Origin of the sequence: Burkholderia sp. Z1 (assembly GCF_014893795.1) — a bacterium.
Taxonomy (GTDB): domain Bacteria; phylum Pseudomonadota; class Gammaproteobacteria; order Burkholderiales; family Burkholderiaceae; genus Burkholderia; species Burkholderia theae.
This window is the reverse complement of record NZ_JACFYL010000003.1, coordinates 706,128-725,953: the sequence shown is the minus strand read 5'-3', so window position 1 is coordinate 725,953 and position 19,826 is coordinate 706,128. Positions and strand designations below refer to the sequence as shown.

The following is a 19,826-nucleotide window of genomic DNA, read 5'->3' as shown; positions in this document are numbered from 1 at the left end:
CGGTCTCCCGGTCAGGCGAAGCGCAGCGCGTCGACGATCGGCAGGCGCGCCGCGCGGCGCGCGGGCAGCCAGGCCGAGAACGTCGCGACGATCGTCACGCCGAGCGCGTAGCGCGCGATCATCCCGAACTCGCCCCACACGCGCACCGACAGCGCGACCGGATCGGTCTGCCCGGGCGGCGTCCAGTGCAGGCCGGCGCGATTGATCGCGAAGCCCGCCGCGAGTGCGAGGAGGGTGCCTGCGACCGCGCCGCACAGGCCGAGCAGGCAGCCTTCGCAGACGAACAGGCGGCGAATGCCGGCGCCGCGCAGGCCGAGCGCGCGCAGCGTGCCGATCTCGTGCGTGCGCTCCATCACGGCCATGTTCATGGTGTTGCCCACCGTAAACAGCACGATCGTGGCGATCAGCACCGCGATGAAGCCGAAGATTGCGCCGAACATACCGGTGACCTGGCCGTACTGCGGATTGAGCGTCGCGAAGCCGAGCACCTCGAGCGGCTCGCCGGCGAGCCGGGTGCGCAGCAGCGTCTGGATTCGCGCGCGCGCGGCCGGCAGGTCGGCCGTGTGCCTGAGCTGCACGACGACGGACGTCACCTTCGCATTCGGGCCGCTGCCGTAGACGAGTTGCTGCGCCTGCGGCAGATGGACCTGCACGAACATGTCGTCGATTTGCTTGACGCCTTGCTTCTGCGCCGCGATCACCGACAGTGCGGCGACGTTCGGCGCACCGTACGCATTCGACGTCAGCAGTTCGAGACGGGCGAGGCCGGCGGGGTGCGCGGGCTTCGCGGCGGTCTCGGCCCGCGCGAGCGACGCGATGTCGTCGGGCAGGTCCGACGCGTCGGCCGGGGCGGCGGCCGCCGGATCGCGGCAACCGGGCACCCGCAGCGCGTCGCAAAGGTGCAGCACGCGTGCGACACCGGTGCCGATCACGGCGGCGTTCGGCGCGCTGCCGGTCAGCGCGACGGGCGTCGGCCGGTCGGCGAAACCGTAGTCGTTCCACTGCCGCATCCGGTTCTGGTCGGCAACGACGATCCCGCTGCCCGAGACGGTGCGCGAGACGCCCGCCGCGAAGTTGCCGGCGATACCGTTGATCGTCAGCACCGGCGTCACCACCGTGACCTTGCGTGCCAGCTCCGGGTCGCCGAGCACGGTATCGATGACCTTCCCGTAATCGCCGATCCCGTACGAAACGGGGTCGCCGCTGCCGTACAGGAAATAGTCGCGGTGCTGGATCTGCAGATGGCCGCCCTGGCGCACGTAGCTGGTCTGGAGTCCGTAATTGATGTCGCGCGCGTAGCCGCCGAACAGCAGGATCGCGGTCAGGCCGACGATCATCGCGAGCAGTGTCGTCGACGAGCGGCGGCGATTGCGCAACAGGTTGCGGAAGGCGAGAACCCAGAGGCTCATTGGCAGGCCTCCTCGCGCGACGCAACGGAACGGACTTCGACCACGCGCCCGTCGCGGATCATCGCGACGTCGTCCGCGGCGGCGATCACCTGCGGATCGTGCGACGAAAAGACGAACGACGTCGCCCGCTCGCGCTGCATCGTGCGCATCAGCCCGATGATGGCCGCGCCCGTCGCGCTGTCGAGGTTGGCCGTCGGCTCGTCGGCCAGCACGAGCGCCGGCTCGGTGACGAGCGCGCGCGCGATCGCCACGCGCTGCTGCTGGCCGCCCGACAGCTGTCCGGGCCGGCGATGCGCCATGTCACCCATGCCGACGGCGTCGAGCAGCGCGAGCACCTGCTCGCGTCGTCGCGCGCGGGCGACGCCGAGGAGGGTCAGCGGATATTCGACGTTCTCGAACGCGCTGAACACGGGCAGCAGGTTGAACGACTGGAAGACGAACCCGATGTGGCGCGCGCGGAAATCCGCCAGCCCGTTTTCGTTCATCGCGTCGATCCGCTGGCCCGCGACCGTGATGGCGCCGCGCGTCGGGCGATCGATGCCGCCGAGCAGATTGAGCAACGTCGTCTTGCCGCTGCCGGAAGGGCCGGACAGCACCGTGAAGCGGTTCGCGACGATATCGAGCGACGCATCGTCGGCCGCCGCGACGGCGAGCGTGCCTGTTCCATAGGTTTTCGTGACATGACTCAAGCTGGCCGCTAACACAGGCGCCTCCCGGGGTATCTGATCGATGTCGCCACCTTAGCGGGAACCGCTCCCCCGTATTGCGCGGTGCGACGAATGGCGGAACGCGCGGACGAACGGCATTCCTCTCCGACGAGCGGCGGCCGGCCGCGCCCGCTTGCGCGCACCGGCACGGCGCGCAGTCGGGCGCACCCGCGTTGCATTCCATCGGCGCCAAGCGCGGTTCGTCGCCCGTTTCTGCAATTGGTCGCATGATCGTTTCTTTCGACGACGAATCGATACACTCGCAGCCAATCAGCAGTCGATTCGCACGACACCGGCCGATGTGAGAGCGGTCGCCGGGGTTCGGGAAGCCAAAACACAGATATAACAAGGCATAACAATGAGCCATACCAGGTTTGAGAGGGGGAGCGAGACGGCGCGGCCAGGCTTTCTTGCCCTTTGTCGAGTGATCCGCGATCCGTCCGATCCCGCGCGCTTCGCAGGCGACGCCGATCCGCGACGGTATCGCGACTGGCCAAGCGCGCGACCGGCGCTCCTTGTCATCGAAGCGCTGCATCAGTTCGCGGTCAAGGCGGCGCGCGCGATGCACGGCGAGCCGGCGCTGATGGTGCCGGCGCAACTGCGCGAACTGACGCTGAGCCACGTCGACGGCTATCCGCGGCTCGCGCTGGCCGGCACCGTCGCGAAACACGGCGAGGGATATCGTGTCGAGGTATCGGCGCGCGACGCCGACGCCGGCATGTATCCGGCCGTCGCGTCGGGCACCGTGTTCGTCGCGCTGATGCCGACTCGCCGGCCCGCGTCCGCCGCGCCGGGAGAACAGCCGTGATGGCCGCCACCGCGACGCCGGCGGCCACGATCGCCGGCGAACACTTCGGCGTCATCGACGTGGCGAGTGCCGCACCGCTCTTCGACGAGCACTTCGAGCAATTTCCCGTGCTGCCCGGCTCGTTCAGCCTGAGCCTCGCGATCGCGATGCTGTTCGACGCGCTCGGTTTCGCGGCGGACCGCCCGCACCCGCCGCTCACGCTGCGCAAGGTCAGCTTCATCTGCCCGGTGCGGCCGGGCGAGCGCCTGAGCGCGCGCCTGCGGCGCCTGCAACAGGACGGCGCGCGTACCACCGCACACGTCGAGCTGCGCAATGCGGACGGCCAAAGCGTGATGGACGGCATCCTCAGCTGGGAGCACCACGCATGACGAAACTTGCGATTGTCACGGGCGGCACCCGCGGGATCGGGCGCGCGATCGTCGATGCGCTGATCGCCGACGGCCATGCCGTCTACTTCACCTATCGATCGAATCCCGAGCTGGCCGATACGCTGGAGCGCACATACGACGGCGCGGCGCGGGGCTTTCGCGTCGACGGCGGCGACTGGGCGGCCGTGCAGGCGTTCGCCGACCGCGTGAACGCGGAGGCGGCCGTCGACGTGCTCGTGAACAACGCGGGCATCAACGACGACGCGATGCTGATCGGCGACTCGTTCTCCCGCTACTGGGAAGCGTTGCGGATCAACCTCGGCGCGACGATGGCGTTTTGCCATGCATTCGGAGAAGGGATGCAGGCGCGCCGGCGCGGGGCGATCGTCAACGTGTCGTCGATCGCCGCGCGCAAGCCGAAGGTCGGTAACGGCGCGTACGGCGCGTCGAAGGCGGCGATCGAGCGTTTCACGAAAACCCTCGCGCTCGAGATGGCGCGCTTCGGCGTGCGCGTCAACGCGGTCGCGCCGGGATTCGTGCGCTCCGACCTGTTCGAGCGCTTTCTCGCGTCGCAGGACGCGGCGGCGTTCTATCGCCAGATTCCGATGCGGAAGATCCTCGAGCCCGACCAGGTTGCGCGCGCGGTCCTTCTGCTCGCGAACGGCTCGCTCGCAACGACCGGAAGCGTGATCGATCTCGGCAACGGCGAAAACATCAGTGGCTGACCCCGTGACTCAAGGAGAGTGGAGCATGAAGGAAGACATCAAGGACATCGTCGCGCAAATCCTCTATCTGAGCGGTCCCGAGCAGGTGGCCGACTCCGCGTCGCTGTTCCGCGAACTGAACATGAGCTCGATCGATTACGTCGACCTGTGCTACGAGCTCAAGGACAAGGTGGATAACCGCATCAGCCTCGAAAACCTGTGGCCGTTCAACCGGATGCTGCTCGATCCGCAATACCACACCGGCACCGAATGGACCGATGCCGGCTGGCAGCAGGTGTGCGACGTGATGAGCTGGAACGGCCATGAGAAATGCAGCCTGCAGGACCTCTACGAGCACTTCTCGGTGAACTACATCGAGCGCCGCATCGCGCAGTTCAGCTGACCGGGGCCTTCCCGCCGCATTGCAGGGACGCCGCGCCGTGCGGCGCGGCGTCTCGCACCCGATCGATTCCCGACTCACGTGAATGGGGATTTGCCATGTCGTACATCACCGGCCTCGGCATCGCGACGGCCGCCTTTCCCGACATCGCGTCGCTGCTGGACGTCGACTTTGCCGAGCGCGAACCGCTCGCGCCGGCAGCGAAGCCCGGCGACTACGCGCGCGTCAACTTGCCGTTTCCGCTCGTACAGCGCATGGCGCGCGAGGACCGTTCGCTGCTGAATCCGAGTTCGCGTCTCGCGCTGCAAGTCGCCGCCGAGGCGTTCGACGCGGCGTCGGCCGGCCGGCCCTACACGGCCGAAGAGCGCGAGCGGTTCGCGGTGTTTACCGGCGTCGAGGGCGAGGATGCGACGATGGCCGTGCTCGCGCCGTTGCACGAGCGTCGCGGTGTCGATAGCTGCGGATACTTCGGCGAGGTCAAGGCGCACCTGAATCCGCTCGACATGCTGCGCCTGCTGACCACCAACGCGCTGTACCAGATCTCGAAGCTGTTCGAACTGCGCGGTGAAGGCTATCCGCTGCAGCGGATGTCGCTGACCAGCCTGTGCGCGCTCGAGGAGGCGCACCGGCAGATCGAGGGCGGCGCGATCGACCGGGCGATCATCGCGGCCGTTGGCGACATGACGGCGCCCGACAACGTCGGCGCGTTCGAGAAGATGGGCCTGCTGCGCACCGCGTCGCACCCGGTCGGCATCATCCCCGCGTTCGGGGCGGTCGGCGTGGTCGTCGAAGGTGCGCCGCGCGAGGGGCGCGCGCCCTGCGCGCAGGTGCTCGACGTCCATTCGCTGTACAAGCCCGATACGTCCGTGTCGAGCGGCGACTGGTCGAGGCTGTTCGCCCGCTTTCCGGGCGAGGCCGCGCTCGGCGTGCCGCACGTCGTGCTGTACCAGAACGGCGAACCCTCGCTGGGCAAGGCCGAGCGCAACGCCGTGCAGAACGCCTGGCCGAATGCCGTCATGCACGCGTACAAGCCGCACGTCGGCTACACCGGGCGGGCGAACAACCTGATCGACCTGGTCCTGGCGATCGCGGACCCGGCCATTCCCGTCGGCGCGCCCGTGCTGGTCAACGGTATCGGCGTGTCGTCGGGCCTCGGCGCGATCCTCGTGCGCAAACTGAGCGGGGTGGGGCGATGAAGCCGCAATCGGACGCAATCGTGATCAGCGCATTCGGCGCCGTCACGCCGCTCGGCGGCAGCTACGACGCGCTCCACGCCGCGCTGCGCGAAGGCCGCTCGGGCATTCGCAGGATCGAGAAGTTCGATTGCTCGACCTATACGACCCAGCATGCGGGCGTACCCGAGGAAGGAAACGAACGGGTGCGCTGGCCATCCGCGCGGCGGATCTCGGCCGAACAGCTGTACGGCGATCTCGCCGCCGCGCGCCTGCTCGCGCAGGCGCCGTTCGTCGCGCGCGACTACGCGCCCGAACGCATCGGCTGCCTGGTCGGCGTCGACGTGCCGGCTACCGACGTGCAGAGCGCGCTCGAGCTCGTCGACAAGGTCAACGGCGACAAATCGCGCGACGCGCTGATCCAGGTGCTCGTGTCGCACATGCGCATGAGCGAATTCGTGAGCGGCGACGCGACCTCCGTATTCGGCGCGATCCATCGCCACATCCCGTTCAGCGGATGCGCGCTTGCGCATGTGGGGCTGTGCTCGGCGTCGCTGCAGGCGATCGGGATGGGCATGCTCGCGCTGCGCCAGGGGCGTGTCGACGCGGCCATCGTCGGCGGCGTATCCGGCAAGGTCAATCCGCTCAACCTCGCGAGGCTCGAATCGCTCGACGTGATCTCGACCGACCTGAACCTCGACCCCCGGCATCGTTCGCGGCCGTTCGACGTGCGTCGCTCGGGCTTCGTGCTCGCGGAAGGCGCGGTGCTGTTCCTGATCGAGCGCGAATCGGCCGTGCGCGCCCGCGGCGACACGCCGCTCGCGCGCGTTGCCGGCTATGGTGCGAGTCTGGCCGCCGAACACATCGTGATTCCGCACCTGCAGTCGCTCGAGATGCGGCTCGCGATGCAGCGTGCGCTGGACGACGCGGGATGCGCGCCAGCCGATATCGACTACGTCAACGCGCACGGCACGTCGACGGTGCTCAACGACAAGCACGAGTCCGAGGCGATCCGTGCGATCTTTCCGATGCGGCCCGAGATGCCCGTCACCGCCAACAAGTCGCAGCACGGCCACCTGATCGCGACGGCGGGAGCGATGGAGGTGCTCAACACCGTGATCGGGCTGCGTGAGCGCTTCATTCCCGCGACCGTCAATCTCGACGAGCAGGCACCGGAGTGTCCCGTCAACGTGGTGCGCACGGCGACGCCGAGCGACGCGCGGCGCGTGCTCAAGAACTCGTTCGGCATGGGCGGGCTCGCCGCCTCGCTCGTGCTGGAAGGAGCGGCCGCATGAAGTTCGCGTCGCTGCTTGCCCGCGATGCGAGCTGGCGGATCATGTTGCATGGCGCGAGCCTGACCGCCGGGGACCTGCGCGCGCGGGTGCGCGCCGCCCGGCGGGCGCTCGGCGCCCTGGAACCGCACCTGCGCGGGCGCAGCCGTCTGATCGCGGTCGGATTCTCGGGGTTCGACTATTTCCTGTTCACGCTGCTCGCTTCGACGCTCGGCTGCCGGATCGTCCTGTGCGACCCGAGGATGCTGTCCGCCGCGCTGCGCCAATACCGGCTCGACGCACTCGCGGTGGTCGCGACCCGGTCGATCGCCTGCGACGGGCTGCCGGTTGTCGTGCTCGATCCGGCGGCGGCCGATGCGGAAGAGACGGGGCACGACGCCGACGCGTGGGCCGACGCCGACGCGCCGCGCGCGCAGATCGTCTTCATGACCTCGGGCACGACGAGCGCGCCCAAGCTGGTCGTCTACGACGAGGCGCAACTCGTCGAGAACGCGCTGGCGGTCGGCCGCTATCTGGGCGTGCAGCCCGGCGACGGCGTGCTGTGCATGTTCCCGACGCACTACATGTACGGCTTCTCGACACTGATGAACGGCTTGCTGGCCGGCGCGACCGTCTGGCTCGAACGGGTGTCGCTGACCGCGCACGAGGTGCTCGGTTACCTCTGCAGTGGCCGGATCCGCTTCGCACCGCTGATCCGCAGCATTGCCGAGCGCGTGTGCGAACTGGCCGAGGCGACGCCCGGCGTGCGTTTCGACGGGATCGTCGTGCTCAATGCGTCCGACCGCATCTACGCGGCGCAGGTGCGCCGCCTGCTCGCGCTCGGTGCGTGCGTCTGGAACAACTTCGGCCAGACGGAGTCCGGGCCGCGGATCTTCGCGCTGCCGCTCACGCCGGACGACCTGCCGCGCCTGGATTCGTACTGCTTCGAGGGCGTCGTCGCGCCGGGCCGCCCGATCGATCCACGCATCGAGCTGTCGATCGTCGACGCGCAGGGCCGGCCGTGCGCGCCCGGCGAAACCGGCCATCTGCATTACCGCACGCCGTACGCGATGCATGGCTATCTGCTGCCCGACGGCAGTCTTCAGCGATTCACGACGCTCGAATCCGGCGACCTCGTGTTTCGCCGCGACGACGGCATCGTGTTCTGGGTCGGCCGCAAGGACGAGACGGTCAAGTGCAATGGCCGGCTCATCAACGTCAGCCTGCTGCACCAGCACTTCGATGCGTTCGACGACATCGCGAAAAGCTATTTTCTCGCCGATCCGCAGACGGGCGCGCTGACCGTGTTCGTCGTGCCCCGACCGTCGCCGGCCAGCGCGGACGTGGATTTCGAGGCGAGGATCCTGAGCCGCTACCGGGCCGCCTTCCCGTTGTATCCGCGTATCGCCGACGTGCGGTTCGTCGACGACCTTCCCGTCACCAGCACGGGGAAGATCTCATTGCGTCTCCTGCGCGAAAGCGCATGACTGCCGCCTGAACCTGGAGCCCACGATGTCCGACCGCACGACCCGCTTCGATTCCTCCGCCGTGAGCGAAGCGCTTTCGTACGATGCCCACTATGCGCGCTTGCTGCCGGCGGGCGTGGCCAGCTACGCGGCGTTCCGCGCGCAGGTCGCGATCGAGACCGCCGACGACCTGAAACGGCGCGTGCTGGAGCGCCTCGATCACGATGGTCTCGCCGGCGCGACGTTCTACACCACGTCGGGCACGAGCGGCGAAGCCAAGCTGCTGCTCAGCGCGACATGGCGCAAGCGGCCCGATGCGACCTACGGCCGGGCGCTCGCGAACGCGCTGGCGGGCAGGGTGTTCGCGCCGACCGACCGGGTGGCGAACCTGTTCACCGCCGGCGGCTTTTCCACGCTGTACGACGGCGTGAACCGGCTGCTGGAAGCGATCGGTGCGAACGTGCTGCCGATCGGGCGGCTGGACGCCTACGGCGCCGATCTGCCCGCGATGCTGAACCTGATCGGCCGCACCCGTCCCAACGTCCTGGTCGGCACGCCGACGAGCGTGCTGCAATGCCTGCGACTGCTCGACGCGCACGGCATCGACCTCGACGTGACGAAGATCCTCTACACGGGCGAGGCGTTCCCCGCGCGCAAGCGCGAGATCGTGCGGCGCTGCTGGCGCAATGCCGAATTCTTCGGACTGTACGGCACCACCGAAACGGGCTTTCTCGGCTATCACACACCGCACTGCGATGACGGGCATTACCACGTGCTCGACGACTGGTTCTTCCTCGAGGAGGAGGATGGCCAGTTGCTCGTGACGAGCCGCGCGAACCCGGGCCTCGCGATGCTCCGCTACCGGATCGGCGATCGCGTACGCATCGGACCGTCGGTGCGCTGCGCGTGCGGCGAGGCAGGGTCCGTCGTCGTGCTGCAGGGCCGCGCGGACCAGCGCTTCAAGTTCGCGGGCAATCTCGTCAGCGTCGCGCTGCTCGCCGATCGGCTCGCGGCGTGCGCCGGCCGACCGCTCGATTGCCAGTTCCGCCTGGGCGCCGACGCGCAGGGGCGCGATTGCCTGAAGGTCGCGGTCGACCTGGCCGACGACGAACTCGCACCGCTCGCGCCACGGCTCGCTGGCGCGCTGCTCGAGATCGAGGACGTGCGCGAGTGCATCGACAAGGGCGAGGGCCGCCTCGACGTGCTCGGCCGCGATGCGTTGCGCTTCTCGGCGCGCCAGAAGCTGCCGCGCCTGATCGACGAGAGGCACGTTCATGTCCGATGATCGCGCCACCGCCACGCCCGTCGCGTCGGGCGCGTCGCGCGCCGAACGCATACGGCAGTTCGCGGCCGAGGTGCGTGCGACCTGGCTGATGCTCTATCCGATGGTGCTGTCGTCGATCGCGGGCTATTGCATGACGCTGTTCGACTATCGCTGGATCCGCGATCTGCCGGCCGAGGACATGGCGCTGCTCGCGCTCGTCAACGGCAGCGTCGTCACCTTCATGTTCCTCCTCAGCAAGAGCTTCGAGGAATCGTTCGTCGCGGTGTTCGCCAAGGCACCCCGTGAGGACCAGGGCCGGTTGTTCGTGCAAAGCCTGATGTTCGCGGGCGGGATCGGCGTGCTGGTCGTGCTGGCGTTGATCGGCACGCGGGCGCCGCTGATGATGTTCATTTCCGGCGGTCAGTTCCACGGCGACCGCATGTTCGGCTACTACGCGCTCGTCATCGGCAGCTTCCCGCTCACGCTGCTCAGCACCACGCTTTCGGCGGCGATGCGCACGTATGGCGACACCAAGTCGCCCGCGCGGATCAGCATCGTGTGCGGCGTGATCAACAACCTGCTCGACCCGCTGCTCGTGTTCGGGCTGTTCGGCCAGCATCCGACGCTGCAGCTGTTCGGCCTCGCGCTGACCGCGTGGATCACCAAAAGCCTGTACCTCGGCTGGAGCATCGGATGCATCCGCCCCCGGCTGCGCCGCGAGCAGGTCGCGTTGCCGCGCCCCGGCGTGGAATGGCCGACGCAGCGCCGGCTGCTGCGCATCTTCGTCCCGTCGGCCGCGCTCGAGACGCTGACCTTCCTGGCGAACACGGCCGTCTATTCGATGATCGCCCGCTACGGCGTGCGCGCGATCGGCGGCTACGGCATCGGCTTCGAGCTGATGACGATCGGCTTCATCCTGATCAAGGGCTTGAGCATGGTCTTCATGATCCGGATCGGCCATCTCGTGCGCAGCCGGGCGCCGTCCCGCGCGGCGCTGCAATCGGTGATGCTGCTGGGTGTGCTGTTCACGGCCGCGATCAGCATCGCGTTCTTCCTGCTGCGCGCGCTCGCGCTGCGCTTTCTCGCATCCGACGCCGGCGTGATCGCCGTCGCGAGTGCGCTGCTCGACTATGTGCCGCTGTTCGTCTTCAGCTATCTGCTGACGAACCTCGTGACGGGCTGCTTCCAGATCCTCGAACGCCCGGCGTACGCGATGGCGCTCGGCCTGTTCTTTTCCTGGATCGTCACCCCGGGCGCGATCTATCTCGGTGTCACGCATCATCTCGCGCTCGCGCAGCTGTTCGCGCTGCTCGCGGGCGTGAGCGTCGTGCGCCAGACGGTGTACCTGACGATCTTCCTGCGGCTCATGCGCAGGCTCGGCGCGGCACCCGCCGCCGCACCGGCCGGCGCGCGCCACGCCGTCGGATGAATCCGCGGCTGCCTTACCCCTCGACCTCACGACTGGAGACCTGCATGCGTACTAACACCCCCGCCGAAGTCAACGCCGACACCTACGATCATTACGTCGACGCGTTCACGCTTGAATGGAACCGCAATCTCGTGCAACGCGTCGAGCACGAACTCGCGCAGCGGCGCATCGCGTCGGGCCGGTTGCTCGACGTCGGCACCGGCACCGCGCGGACCCTGATCGAACTGGCCCGCGTCCCGTCGCTCGCGCCGCTGGGCTTCGTCGGGGTCGACTATTTCGACGACATGGTGCAGCGCGCCGAGCAGAACGTGCGCGCGGAAGGGCTGGGCGAGCGCATCGAGATCCGCGCGGGCGACGTGCACGCGCTGCCGTTCGACGACGCGACGTTCGTCGCGGTGATCGGCCGCTCGGTCGTGCATCACTGGGCCGATCCTGTCGGCGCGTACCGCGAGATCTTCCGCACGCTCGCGCCCGGCGGCTTCGCGCTGATTCACGAGCCCTGCAGCGATCCCGATCCGGAGGCGCTCGCCTTCTTCAACGAGCGGCGCGCGGCCGCGAACGTCCATCCGGTCCATCTCGATGGCAAGTTCACGGTTGCGGAGTCGATCGAGCAGCTGCGCGAAGCCGGTATCGGCGAGTACGCGCAAGTGTCGAAGGGATCGGGGATGCTCGCGATCGGCTTCGAGGTGCTGATCGCGAAGCCGGCGCGGCAGTAAGCGAGGCCCGCCGATGCGACTCGACCATGACCTGCCGGCGCGGGAGGCTGTCCGGCCGCGCGCCGCGCGCGACGAAGGCGAGATCGACGCGGTGTCGATCGCGCCCGACCGGCTCACCGTGCGGGGCGTCGATCTGCTGCAACTGATCGAGTCCGTCGATTTCACCGCCGCGATCCTGCACGTGCTCACGGGCCGGATGCCGGACGCCGCCGACGCGCGCGCGCTCGATCGCGCGCTGGCGGCGCGGCTGGCTGACGACGGCGCGCCCGAGGATGGCCTGCTTGCCGCGCAGCTGGCGCGCCGCCAGCGCCGGCCCGAGGTGTTTCTCGCGGCGGCCGTCGCGGCCGGGCTCGCCGACGGGCCGCCCGCGCGGCCGGTCGCGTTGCCCGAAGCGTTGCGCGACATCGGGCAGGGCGCCGAGATCGCGACGGGCCTGGGCATCGTCGCCGCGTTGCCGCGCCTGCTGTCGGTGTGGCGCGAGGTGTCCTGCGAGACGGCGGCCCGGACGCCCGCGGCAGGCGCCACGCGTGGCTTCAGCGCGGCGGTGCTGGACTGCCTGGGCGGCGGTGCGTCCCGCGACGCGCAGGCCCGCCTGTTCGATGTGCTGCTGGTTGCGCTGCACGGCGGCTTCGGCCTCGTCGCGCCCACCATCGCGCTGCCGCGCTTCTCGGCCAGCACCTACGCGAGCGTCGACTTGAACCTGATCGCGGGCTTGACGGGCAGTGGCCCCGCGCACGTGGGCGCCTGCAGCGACGCGACGCGCTTTCTCGCGCGTCTCGTCGGCAAGACGTCCGCCGAGATTCGCGATTGCGTCGCCGAGCGCGTGTGCGCGGGCGACCGGATTCCGGGTTTCGGCCACCCGCTGCTCGAGCGCGACCCGCGGCCCGCCGCGCTCGAGCACCACGCGGCGCGGCTGGGTGTCGGCGGGGCGGCGTTCGACGCGTATCGGGCGGTGTGCGACACGATGCAGGACGTGCGCGGCCTGCCGCCGAATATCGATGCGGCCGCCGCGGCGATCCTGCTCGAACTCGGCGTGCCCGCCGTGCTCGCCACGCCGGTGTTCCTGTTTGCCCGGATGCCGACGATGCTCGCACACGCATTGCAGAAGAAAGCGCACCCGCCATTCGGCCAGACTCGCCCGATGGCGCGCGAACGCCTCGCCGCGCTGCCGAAGGCATGGATCTGACGCCGGCTCGCCGGCGCCCCACAACCCGAGATTGGATCGACACCGACATGCTGACCAACCTGCCGCTCGCGCCGCATTGTGCGGCCAACGATACCCAGCACCGTATCGACTTTGTGAAGACCCAGATTCATCGCTGGATAGACGAGATGTTCGTGTCGCCGGACCGGCACGATCTGCGCGCCTGTTTCGCGAAGACGCTGCTGATCCGCAACTACCTGCTGTCTCCCGTGCTCGATGCGCACGAGACGGAACGCTTCCTGCGCGACGCGACGGTACGCGAATACATGAAGCGCTTTCAGGCGCTGTCGCTCGACAACGAGGTCCGCTTCGAGCGGCAGATGAGCGACGTGTTGCGCGCCGGGCCGTCGAGCGAGGGGCTGCTCCTGATCATCAAGGAGTACTACGCGGAGATTTACCGGCTGCTCGCGCGGACCGAGATATTCCTGTCGGACATGTGCCCGGATTCGACAGTGGCGATGGTCGGATCCGGCGGGATGCCGCTTTCGCTCCTGTTCATGCAGTCGTTCAGCGGCGCGCGCATCGTCGGGCTGGATCTCAGCGAGGAATCGCTACGAACCGGCGAGCGTTTCGTCGATCATCTGTGCGCACTGCATCCGGCGCGCTATCGCCGCGACGCGATCGAGATGGTCCACGCGGATGGCGCGGCCTACGACTACGGCGCGTGCGACATCGTCATCCTGTCGATCCACATCGAGAACAAGACGGAGATCGTCGAGCGGATCATCGAGACGGCGCCGCGCGACCGCCGCGTGATCGTGATCGAGCGGCAAGTGCAGGGGCTCGGCCAGTATTTCTATCCGAACTATGGGTTCGATCCAGCCGGGCTACCGCTCGCGAAGCTGGCCACGTTGTGCTCGTCGCTGCTGGTGAGCACTGCATACCAGCTCGACCGGTAGGCGGGCGCGATGACGGGATGCGAGATGCGCACGGGCGGGATCGGTCTGTTCCACGCATGGGAACGGCAGGTGCTCGCGCTTTACATGGAGGCGTTCACGACCGGGGCCTACGCCGGGCACTATCTCGACGAGGCCGCGGAACGGGGCTGGATCTACCGGCTTTTCCGCGAGCATGCCGCGCGCTGCCATCTGTGGGTGACCGGCGACATGCTGGCTGGTTTCCTGCTGTCGGCCGATTCGTGCTACGACCGAAAACTGCCGGCGTCGCTGCGCTCGACGCTCGGCGACGGGCCCGTGCTGTCGATCGCGGAACTGGCGGTCGCGCCGAGCTGGCGCGCACGCGGGCTCGGCGAAGCGCTGGTGCGGCGCTGTGTCGAGGAGGCGGCGCCCGGCTACCGCGACGTCATCGTGCGCAGCAACGGCAATGCGGCCGCCGCGCACCGGCTCTACCTGCGGCTCGGGTTCGAACCGTTCGGATCGGTGCGGGTGCGAAACGACATGCTGAGCGACGGGCGGCATGGCGTCGAGTGGGTCGACAAGCAGTATTTCCGTTATCGGATGGCTGGCCACTGACCGTGAGCCGGGTAGGGCGCGAAAGGCGGGGCACGCTCGAAGCGGCTAACGGGCGCCGTCTCCCCACGCAACCCGCCGCCACGCCACCGGCCACTACATCAGCGATGGCATCGCGCCCACAGCGGTGTCGCACCGCCCCGCATCGGCCAACGCCTGGCCGATCGCGTGCTGAACGACAGCCGGGTTTTCAAATAAATAGAAGTGCCCGCCGTCGACCTCGCGGAAGCTGACCGGGTGCCGCGACGCGCGCAACCAGTCACGCTGCCCGGCGGGGCTCAGCAACGTGTCGTCGCGGCCCGAGAAGACCGTGACGGGGCACGGCAGCGCCGTCGCGGACGGCAGCGGGAAAAACTCGTCGACCACGCGGAAATCCGCCTTGGCCAGCTTCAGCAGCATCGCCCGGAGCGCGTCGTGTTCAACCACTTCGCGCGGCGTGCCGCCGAGCGACACGACATAGTCGACGATCTCCGCGTCATTGCGCAGGTGAACCGGCGCGCCGTCGAGCCGCGCGTGGCGATGCGGGTAGAACGGCGCATCGGTGCCGGAGGCGCCGAGCCAGACGGGCGGATGCCCCAGTTGCGTCATGTCGCGCGCGAAACAGTACGCAATCAGCGCCCCCATGCTGTGGCCGAACACCGAATAGTCGCGCGGCAGCAGCGGCCGAAGGGCCCGCAGGAAGTCGATCAGTTCGGGCAGCGTGTCGATCGCGCGCGTGCCCAGGCTCCTGCCGCGGCCGGGCAGTTCGATCAGCCATACCTCGATGTCGTCCGGGAACGACGCTCCCCACCGGTAGTAATTGGCCGCCGCGCCGCACGCATGATGGAACACCAGCAGCCGGTGCCGCGCCGTCGGGCGCGCGAGCGGAATGGTGAGGGTACTGGGTAGCAAGGCCATGCGTCGGGACTCCGCTTTAAAAAACCGACTATAAAAAATTTTCAAACAATTGCACCGATTATCGATTTAATCGAAGAGGCTGATCGTCTTCTATCGGTTAGCATATTTATGAAACAATGATCGGGATTATTGGATGTCGGTGATTATGATTTATTTTGTTTTCATGCAATAGAAATGTAATTAATTTTAGATGGCCTATGGTAAAGTCTGCTCGCTTCGATTTCAAAATACTTGCATCGTTGCCAGGCGCGAACGGGGCGGGCTGTTTTTATCGAAAAATCGAATTGTTTGATGCGTGCGACACGTGTGATCGATTATTGAAATGAGAGAGACATGGAAGCCGAAACGCCGCAAAACGACGCCGTTTTCAAGGTAGTCGTCAATCACGAGGAACAATACGCGATCTGGCCGGACGACAAGCATGTGCCGGAAGGCTGGCGGGCGGCAGGCCCGTCGGGAACCCGGGACACCTGTCTCGAATGGATCAACGCCAACTGGACCGACATGCGGCCATTGAGCGTGCGGGCCGCGCTGTCGGCCTGACTGTCGACGCGTCGCGCTACTCAGCGCGCAAGAAAAGATAAAGGAACGATGCGGCATTTCGCGGCCCGGTGACGGCGCGCGCGGGAGCACGCTGCGTTTCGCCGAGAGAATCCGAGGGAAATAACACCATGTCTGTCGATGATCGCCTGGGGGTCTTCCTCAATACAGGCATTCTGGCTTCGCGCGCGCATGATCTGGGCTTGCTGATCGAGCGGCAGGACGCGCTTATGCAGCAATTCATGGAAGCGAAATTCGAACCGGCCGCCTGCGCCGCGCTGTTGCGCGACGCGATTGCGCGTTATCCGTTCCTGGCCGGGCTGTTCGATCCGGATTCGGTGGCGGCTGGCGGCTGCATCGCGAGCCGCGCGCTGCTCTACGATCTGCATCAGCACCGAGATCGCTGGACGCTCGCGCTCGCGCCGCAGCACGGCGAGCCGATCGTGCTCGACACCGCCGCCGCCGATGTGCCGCAGATTGCGAACGCGCTGCGCGACGCGCTGCAGCGCAACCACTGGCAGCCGCTGTCCGAGCTGTACGCGGACCCCCGCCTGCTCGGCTGCGAACGGCCGGACGGCGACGCGGCGCTGGCGTGGCCGGCGTTCGACGGCCCCGGCATCCAGCGGCTCGAACACGCGTCGCTGCTGATCGCATCCGAAACCACCCGCCTGCTGACCGACCCGATCAGCCTCGCGATCGGCGGCAACGTCGGCCTGCCCGATCTCGATCGCGCGCCGTCCAACCTGGGCCAGCGGATCGACGGCATGCTCGTCACGCACGGGCATCTCGACCACTGGCACATCCCGACCATCCTGCGGCACGGTGGCGACGGGTCGGTGCCGGTCGTCGTGCCGCACATCCCGGTCGCGTCGCTGCTGGCGCAGGACGACATGCAGCAGTCGCTGCGCGACGTCGGCCAGACGGTGCTCGCGCCCGGCTGGGGCGAAACGGTGCGGATCGGCGACATCGAGATCGACATCCTGCCGTTCTACGGCGAGCAGCCGACCATCGGCGCGGCCGTGCCGCCGCAGGACGTGCGCAACTGGGGCAATTGCTACCGGGTCACGACGCCGCAGTTCTCGGTGATCCTGCTGGTCGACAGCGGCGAGGACGCGAAGGGCTCGGTGATGGACGTGATCGACCGGTCCGTCGCCCGGCGCGGCCAGCCCGACCTGGTCCTGAGCTGCTGTCGCGAGTTGCGCAAGCCGCCGTTCTGGCAGGGCCTGTTCACGTTCTGGATGGTGCTGCCGATGACCGACCTGCAGCGCCTGACGCACGTCGCGGAAGCGGGCGACGGCCCGTCCATCACGCTCGGTCCGTCCGGCATCGGCGAACTCTGCGCGCGCGCCGGCGCCCGCGCGTTCGCGCCGTATGCGAACGGGTTCTGCGGCATCGCCACCGAGATCGGCGACATCGGCTGGATCAACGGCGAGCCCGCGGAAGCCGACACGCTCGACCAGATCGACGCGCGCGTCGGCGCGCTCGGCGGCGCCACCCGGGTGATCCGCTGGCTGCCCGGCGACGTGCTGCGCCACGACGGCGATTGGCAGGTGTCCTGATTTTCTTCCTGTCGACAGGAGCCCCACGATGACTGGCAGCAAGATTGTGCCGATGCCGCGGATTCGCTACGACGGCAGCCGGAGCATGCGCGACGTTCTGGCCGGACTGAAGCATCCGGCCGTGCTGGAAGGATTCATCGAAGCATGGCCCGCGCGTACGCGCTGGACGCCGGATTTCTTCGTCGAGCGTTACGGCGAGCACGAGATCACGGTGGAGACGTCGCAGCTGTCGCCCACGCCGACGCAGCCGGACCTCTACCTGGGCGCGCGCCGCTACGAAACCGCGCGCCTCGGCGCGACGATCCGCGCGATGCAGGCGCAGGGCAGCGCCCGCACCGCGTACATCACCTACGCGGCGATCTATTCGACGGCGCCGGAGCTGAAGGACGACATCGCGCCGCTGCACGAGCAGCACGGCTTTCCCGGCTGGATGCCGCACTGGCTGCGGCGCAGGCTGGTGTTGCGGCCGGGCTTCTGGCTCGGCCCCGAAGGGATCTCGTCGCCGATGCATTTCGACCGGCACGAGAACCTGAACGTGCAGGTGTACGGCCGCAAGCGCTGGGTGCTGTTCGCGCCCGAGCAGTCCGCCAACGTGTATTACCGGCAGCGCCGCGACCTGCCGGTGATCTTCAGCCCGGTGGACATGAGCGATCCGGACCCGGTGCTGTTTCCGCGCGTGCAGTCGGCGCCGCGCCACGACTTCGTGCTGGAGGCGGGCGACGTGCTGTATCTGCCGCCCGGCTGGTGGCACTACGTGGAATCGCTGAGCGATTCGATCAACGTGAACTACTGGTGGTGGTCGCCCCGCGCCGTGCGGACCTTCTGCCGGGTCGAACTCGCGAGCCTGTGGCAGGCGCTCGCGCGCCGGTGGCGCCGCGCGGCCGACAGGGCCGGCAAGCCGATGTCGATGCCGCGCTGACGCTCGCGCCACGCCGTTCGTTCTATCGGGCCGCCGTGCCGGCGGCCGTGTCTCTTCAGGAAGCCATGATGCAGAACGAGTTTGATTTCACCGTCATCGATGCGCTGTACGCGACCGGCTATCACGGGCCGCGCGCGCTCGACAAACCGGAGTTCTACTGGCGCTCGATGCTGGGCTCGATGGTCGCCTATCGCGACAGTTTCTTTCGCCCGCTCGGCGAGGAGATCGCACCGGCCGACGCGCGCGACGGCATCGAGATCGAGGCCACGCGCTGCGAGTACGAGGGCAGCCGGTTTCATCACACGCTGCCGATGAACATCTCGTCGCTGCGGCAGTTCGCGAACCACTGGCACCTGGTGCTGCCCACCATCTCGACGCTGCGCGACGGGTATTGCCGCCTGCGCGGCCCCGACGGCGCGGTGTCGATGCTCGACCTGTGGTTCATCAGCAAGCTGTGCCAGCTGCTGCCCGCGTACCTGATCCGCCGGCGCGAGCAGCCGGCCGACCCGGACGGCATTCCCGTCGTGCCGTCGATCATCTACCGGATCTCGCTCGGCATGCACCGGATCGTGCATATCTCGCTGATCAAGCGGATGGCGTCCGGCGGCGATCCGGCCGCGCCGTGCCTCGCCAGCGACGCGTATTACCTGATCGCCGAGGCGGCGGGCCTGCTCGTCGGCCGCAACTCGGTGTGCGCGGGGCCGCAGACCATGGTCGAGCAAGCCTACCGCGCGATGATCGAGCCGGCGCCGCTGGCAGGCGCCGAAGCGAGCGCGGCCGAGCCTGGCTTTTACCGCTATGCGGCGGCGTTCCTGAAGCTCGAAGCCGAAAAATACCTGTTCGCGGTGCGGGCGGCGCAGCAGTTGCGCGCGCTGATCGTCGCGCTCGACGCGGTGCCCGGGCAGGCGCGAACGCACGCGTTCCGCGACGCGCTGGCGCGCTTCGAGGATTGGTCCACCGAACACACGAGCCCGCTCGCGCACGAGATCGCCCGCGAGGATCTGGCGATGCTGCTGCAGGGCGACGAGGCCGAGATCGCACGCGCGCGGCAATGGCCGGCGGGGACGGTGCTGCGCCAGATGACGGCCGGTCTGAACCAGCTCGTCGCCGCGGCGGACCGGATGTGCGTGGCCACGCTTGGCGCACACGGGCCGGCGCTGCTGGCCGAGATCGACGCGATGCGCAACGCGCCGCGCGGCGCGGACGCATGGTCGGCCGACGCGTTCTCGGCGCACGGGCTCGACGCGGCGGCGGCGCAGGCGACGGCGGCCGCGCTCAATACGTACCTGCACGACGAGCACGCCGCGCAGCGGATCTTCACGCGGCTCCAGCAGGAGGTGGACCGCGCGCTCGGCATCGACGACGCCATCGCGCCGTACTCGGCCGATGACATCGCCGCCGTGTTCGGGCCGCGGCTGCGCCACTGCATCGCCGAACACTTCACGGAACCGGACGTCGCGGACCACGCCGTCCGTTGACGCGCGGCGCGCCGGGATCGACTTGCCGCGCCGTCCTTCACGTCCT

At 68.3% G+C, this 19,826-nt stretch carries 20 protein-coding genes; 17 read left to right on the top strand and 3 right to left on the bottom strand.

The window, feature by feature from the left end; all coding sequences use genetic code 11:
* Positions 1-11: 11 nt before the first annotated feature.
* Positions 12-1,409: an ABC transporter permease gene (locus tag H3H55_RS35295; protein WP_193102790.1), complete on the bottom strand. Its 1,398-nt coding sequence runs from the start codon at positions 1,407-1,409 to the stop codon at positions 12-14.
* The gene (locus H3H55_RS35290; protein ID WP_193102789.1) at positions 1,406-2,113 is read right to left on the bottom strand and encodes an ABC transporter ATP-binding protein; all 708 of its coding nucleotides are present in this window, start codon (positions 2,111-2,113) and stop codon (positions 1,406-1,408) included. Before H3H55_RS35290 ends, H3H55_RS35295 begins: the two co-directional genes overlap by 4 nt.
* A gap of 427 nt (positions 2,114-2,540) precedes the next feature.
* Between H3H55_RS35290 and H3H55_RS35285 the strand changes: the two genes are divergently transcribed.
* From H3H55_RS35285 to H3H55_RS35225, 13 genes are all read left to right on the top strand, one after another.
* Positions 2,541-2,924, top strand: a complete 384-nt coding sequence (locus H3H55_RS35285; protein WP_319022354.1) for a hypothetical protein — start codon at positions 2,541-2,543, stop codon at positions 2,922-2,924.
* A complete protein-coding gene (locus H3H55_RS35280; RefSeq protein ID WP_226800764.1) occupies positions 2,924-3,292 on the top strand; it encodes a hotdog fold domain-containing protein in 369 nt (122 codons plus the stop codon). Before H3H55_RS35285 ends, H3H55_RS35280 begins: the two co-directional genes overlap by 1 nt.
* Positions 3,289-4,017, top strand: coding sequence for an SDR family NAD(P)-dependent oxidoreductase (locus tag H3H55_RS35275; RefSeq protein WP_193102786.1), 729 nt, complete (start codon positions 3,289-3,291; stop codon positions 4,015-4,017). The genes H3H55_RS35280 and H3H55_RS35275 overlap by 4 nt, the downstream gene beginning before the upstream one ends.
* Before the next feature lie 25 nt (positions 4,018-4,042).
* Positions 4,043-4,399, top strand: coding sequence for an acyl carrier protein (locus H3H55_RS35270; protein ID WP_129518053.1), 357 nt, complete (start codon positions 4,043-4,045; stop codon positions 4,397-4,399).
* 95 nt (positions 4,400-4,494) lie between these two features.
* The gene (locus H3H55_RS35265) at positions 4,495-5,592 is read left to right on the top strand and encodes a beta-ketoacyl synthase N-terminal-like domain-containing protein (RefSeq protein WP_129518054.1); all 1,098 of its coding nucleotides are present in this window, start codon (positions 4,495-4,497) and stop codon (positions 5,590-5,592) included.
* Positions 5,589-6,863, top strand: a complete 1,275-nt coding sequence (locus tag H3H55_RS35260) for a beta-ketoacyl-[acyl-carrier-protein] synthase family protein (RefSeq protein ID WP_193102785.1) — start codon at positions 5,589-5,591, stop codon at positions 6,861-6,863. The genes H3H55_RS35265 and H3H55_RS35260 overlap by 4 nt, the downstream gene beginning before the upstream one ends.
* A complete protein-coding gene (locus H3H55_RS35255; RefSeq protein ID WP_193102784.1) occupies positions 6,860-8,326 on the top strand; it encodes an AMP-binding protein in 1,467 nt (488 codons plus the stop codon). The genes H3H55_RS35260 and H3H55_RS35255 overlap by 4 nt, the downstream gene beginning before the upstream one ends.
* 25 nt (positions 8,327-8,351) lie before the next feature.
* Entirely contained in the window at positions 8,352-9,590 is a 1,239-nt protein-coding gene (locus H3H55_RS35250) for a hypothetical protein (RefSeq protein ID WP_193102783.1), read from the top strand.
* Positions 9,580-10,998 (top strand): MATE family efflux transporter, encoded by a 1,419-nt coding sequence (locus H3H55_RS35245; protein WP_193102782.1) that lies wholly within the window; start codon positions 9,580-9,582, stop codon positions 10,996-10,998. Before H3H55_RS35250 ends, H3H55_RS35245 begins: the two co-directional genes overlap by 11 nt.
* A 44-nt stretch (positions 10,999-11,042) precedes the next feature.
* Positions 11,043-11,714: a class I SAM-dependent methyltransferase gene (locus H3H55_RS35240; RefSeq protein ID WP_193102781.1), complete on the top strand. Its 672-nt coding sequence runs from the start codon at positions 11,043-11,045 to the stop codon at positions 11,712-11,714.
* Positions 11,715-11,727: 13 nt separating this feature from the next.
* Positions 11,728-12,900, top strand: coding sequence for a citrate/2-methylcitrate synthase (locus tag H3H55_RS35235; RefSeq protein WP_193102780.1), 1,173 nt, complete (start codon positions 11,728-11,730; stop codon positions 12,898-12,900).
* Between the two features lie 47 nt (positions 12,901-12,947).
* Entirely contained in the window at positions 12,948-13,817 is an 870-nt protein-coding gene (locus H3H55_RS35230; protein ID WP_193102779.1) for an SAM-dependent methyltransferase, read from the top strand.
* Positions 13,818-13,826: 9 nt separating this feature from the next.
* A complete protein-coding gene (locus tag H3H55_RS35225) occupies positions 13,827-14,390 on the top strand; it encodes a GNAT family N-acetyltransferase (RefSeq protein ID WP_193102778.1) in 564 nt (187 codons plus the stop codon).
* A gap of 93 nt (positions 14,391-14,483) precedes the next feature.
* Here H3H55_RS35225 and H3H55_RS35220 read toward each other — a convergent pair whose 3' ends face one another.
* Complete coding sequence (locus H3H55_RS35220; RefSeq protein ID WP_193102777.1) at positions 14,484-15,284, bottom strand: thioesterase II family protein; 801 nt, start codon at positions 15,282-15,284, stop codon at positions 14,484-14,486.
* Between the two features lie 333 nt (positions 15,285-15,617).
* Here H3H55_RS35220 and H3H55_RS35215 point away from each other — a divergent pair, with 333 nt between their 5' ends.
* From H3H55_RS35215 to H3H55_RS35200, 4 genes are all read left to right on the top strand, one after another.
* Positions 15,618-15,827, top strand: coding sequence for an MbtH family protein (locus tag H3H55_RS35215; RefSeq protein ID WP_193102776.1), 210 nt, complete (start codon positions 15,618-15,620; stop codon positions 15,825-15,827).
* A 128-nt stretch (positions 15,828-15,955) separates the two neighbouring features.
* Complete coding sequence (locus H3H55_RS35210) at positions 15,956-17,383, top strand: MBL fold metallo-hydrolase (protein WP_129518065.1); 1,428 nt, start codon at positions 15,956-15,958, stop codon at positions 17,381-17,383.
* A 28-nt stretch (positions 17,384-17,411) separates the two neighbouring features.
* Positions 17,412-18,302, top strand: a complete 891-nt coding sequence (locus H3H55_RS35205) for a cupin-like domain-containing protein (protein WP_193102775.1) — start codon at positions 17,412-17,414, stop codon at positions 18,300-18,302.
* 68 nt (positions 18,303-18,370) lie between these two features.
* A complete protein-coding gene (locus H3H55_RS35200; RefSeq protein ID WP_193102774.1) occupies positions 18,371-19,780 on the top strand; it encodes a hypothetical protein in 1,410 nt (469 codons plus the stop codon).
* Positions 19,781-19,826: the final 46 nt, after the last annotated feature.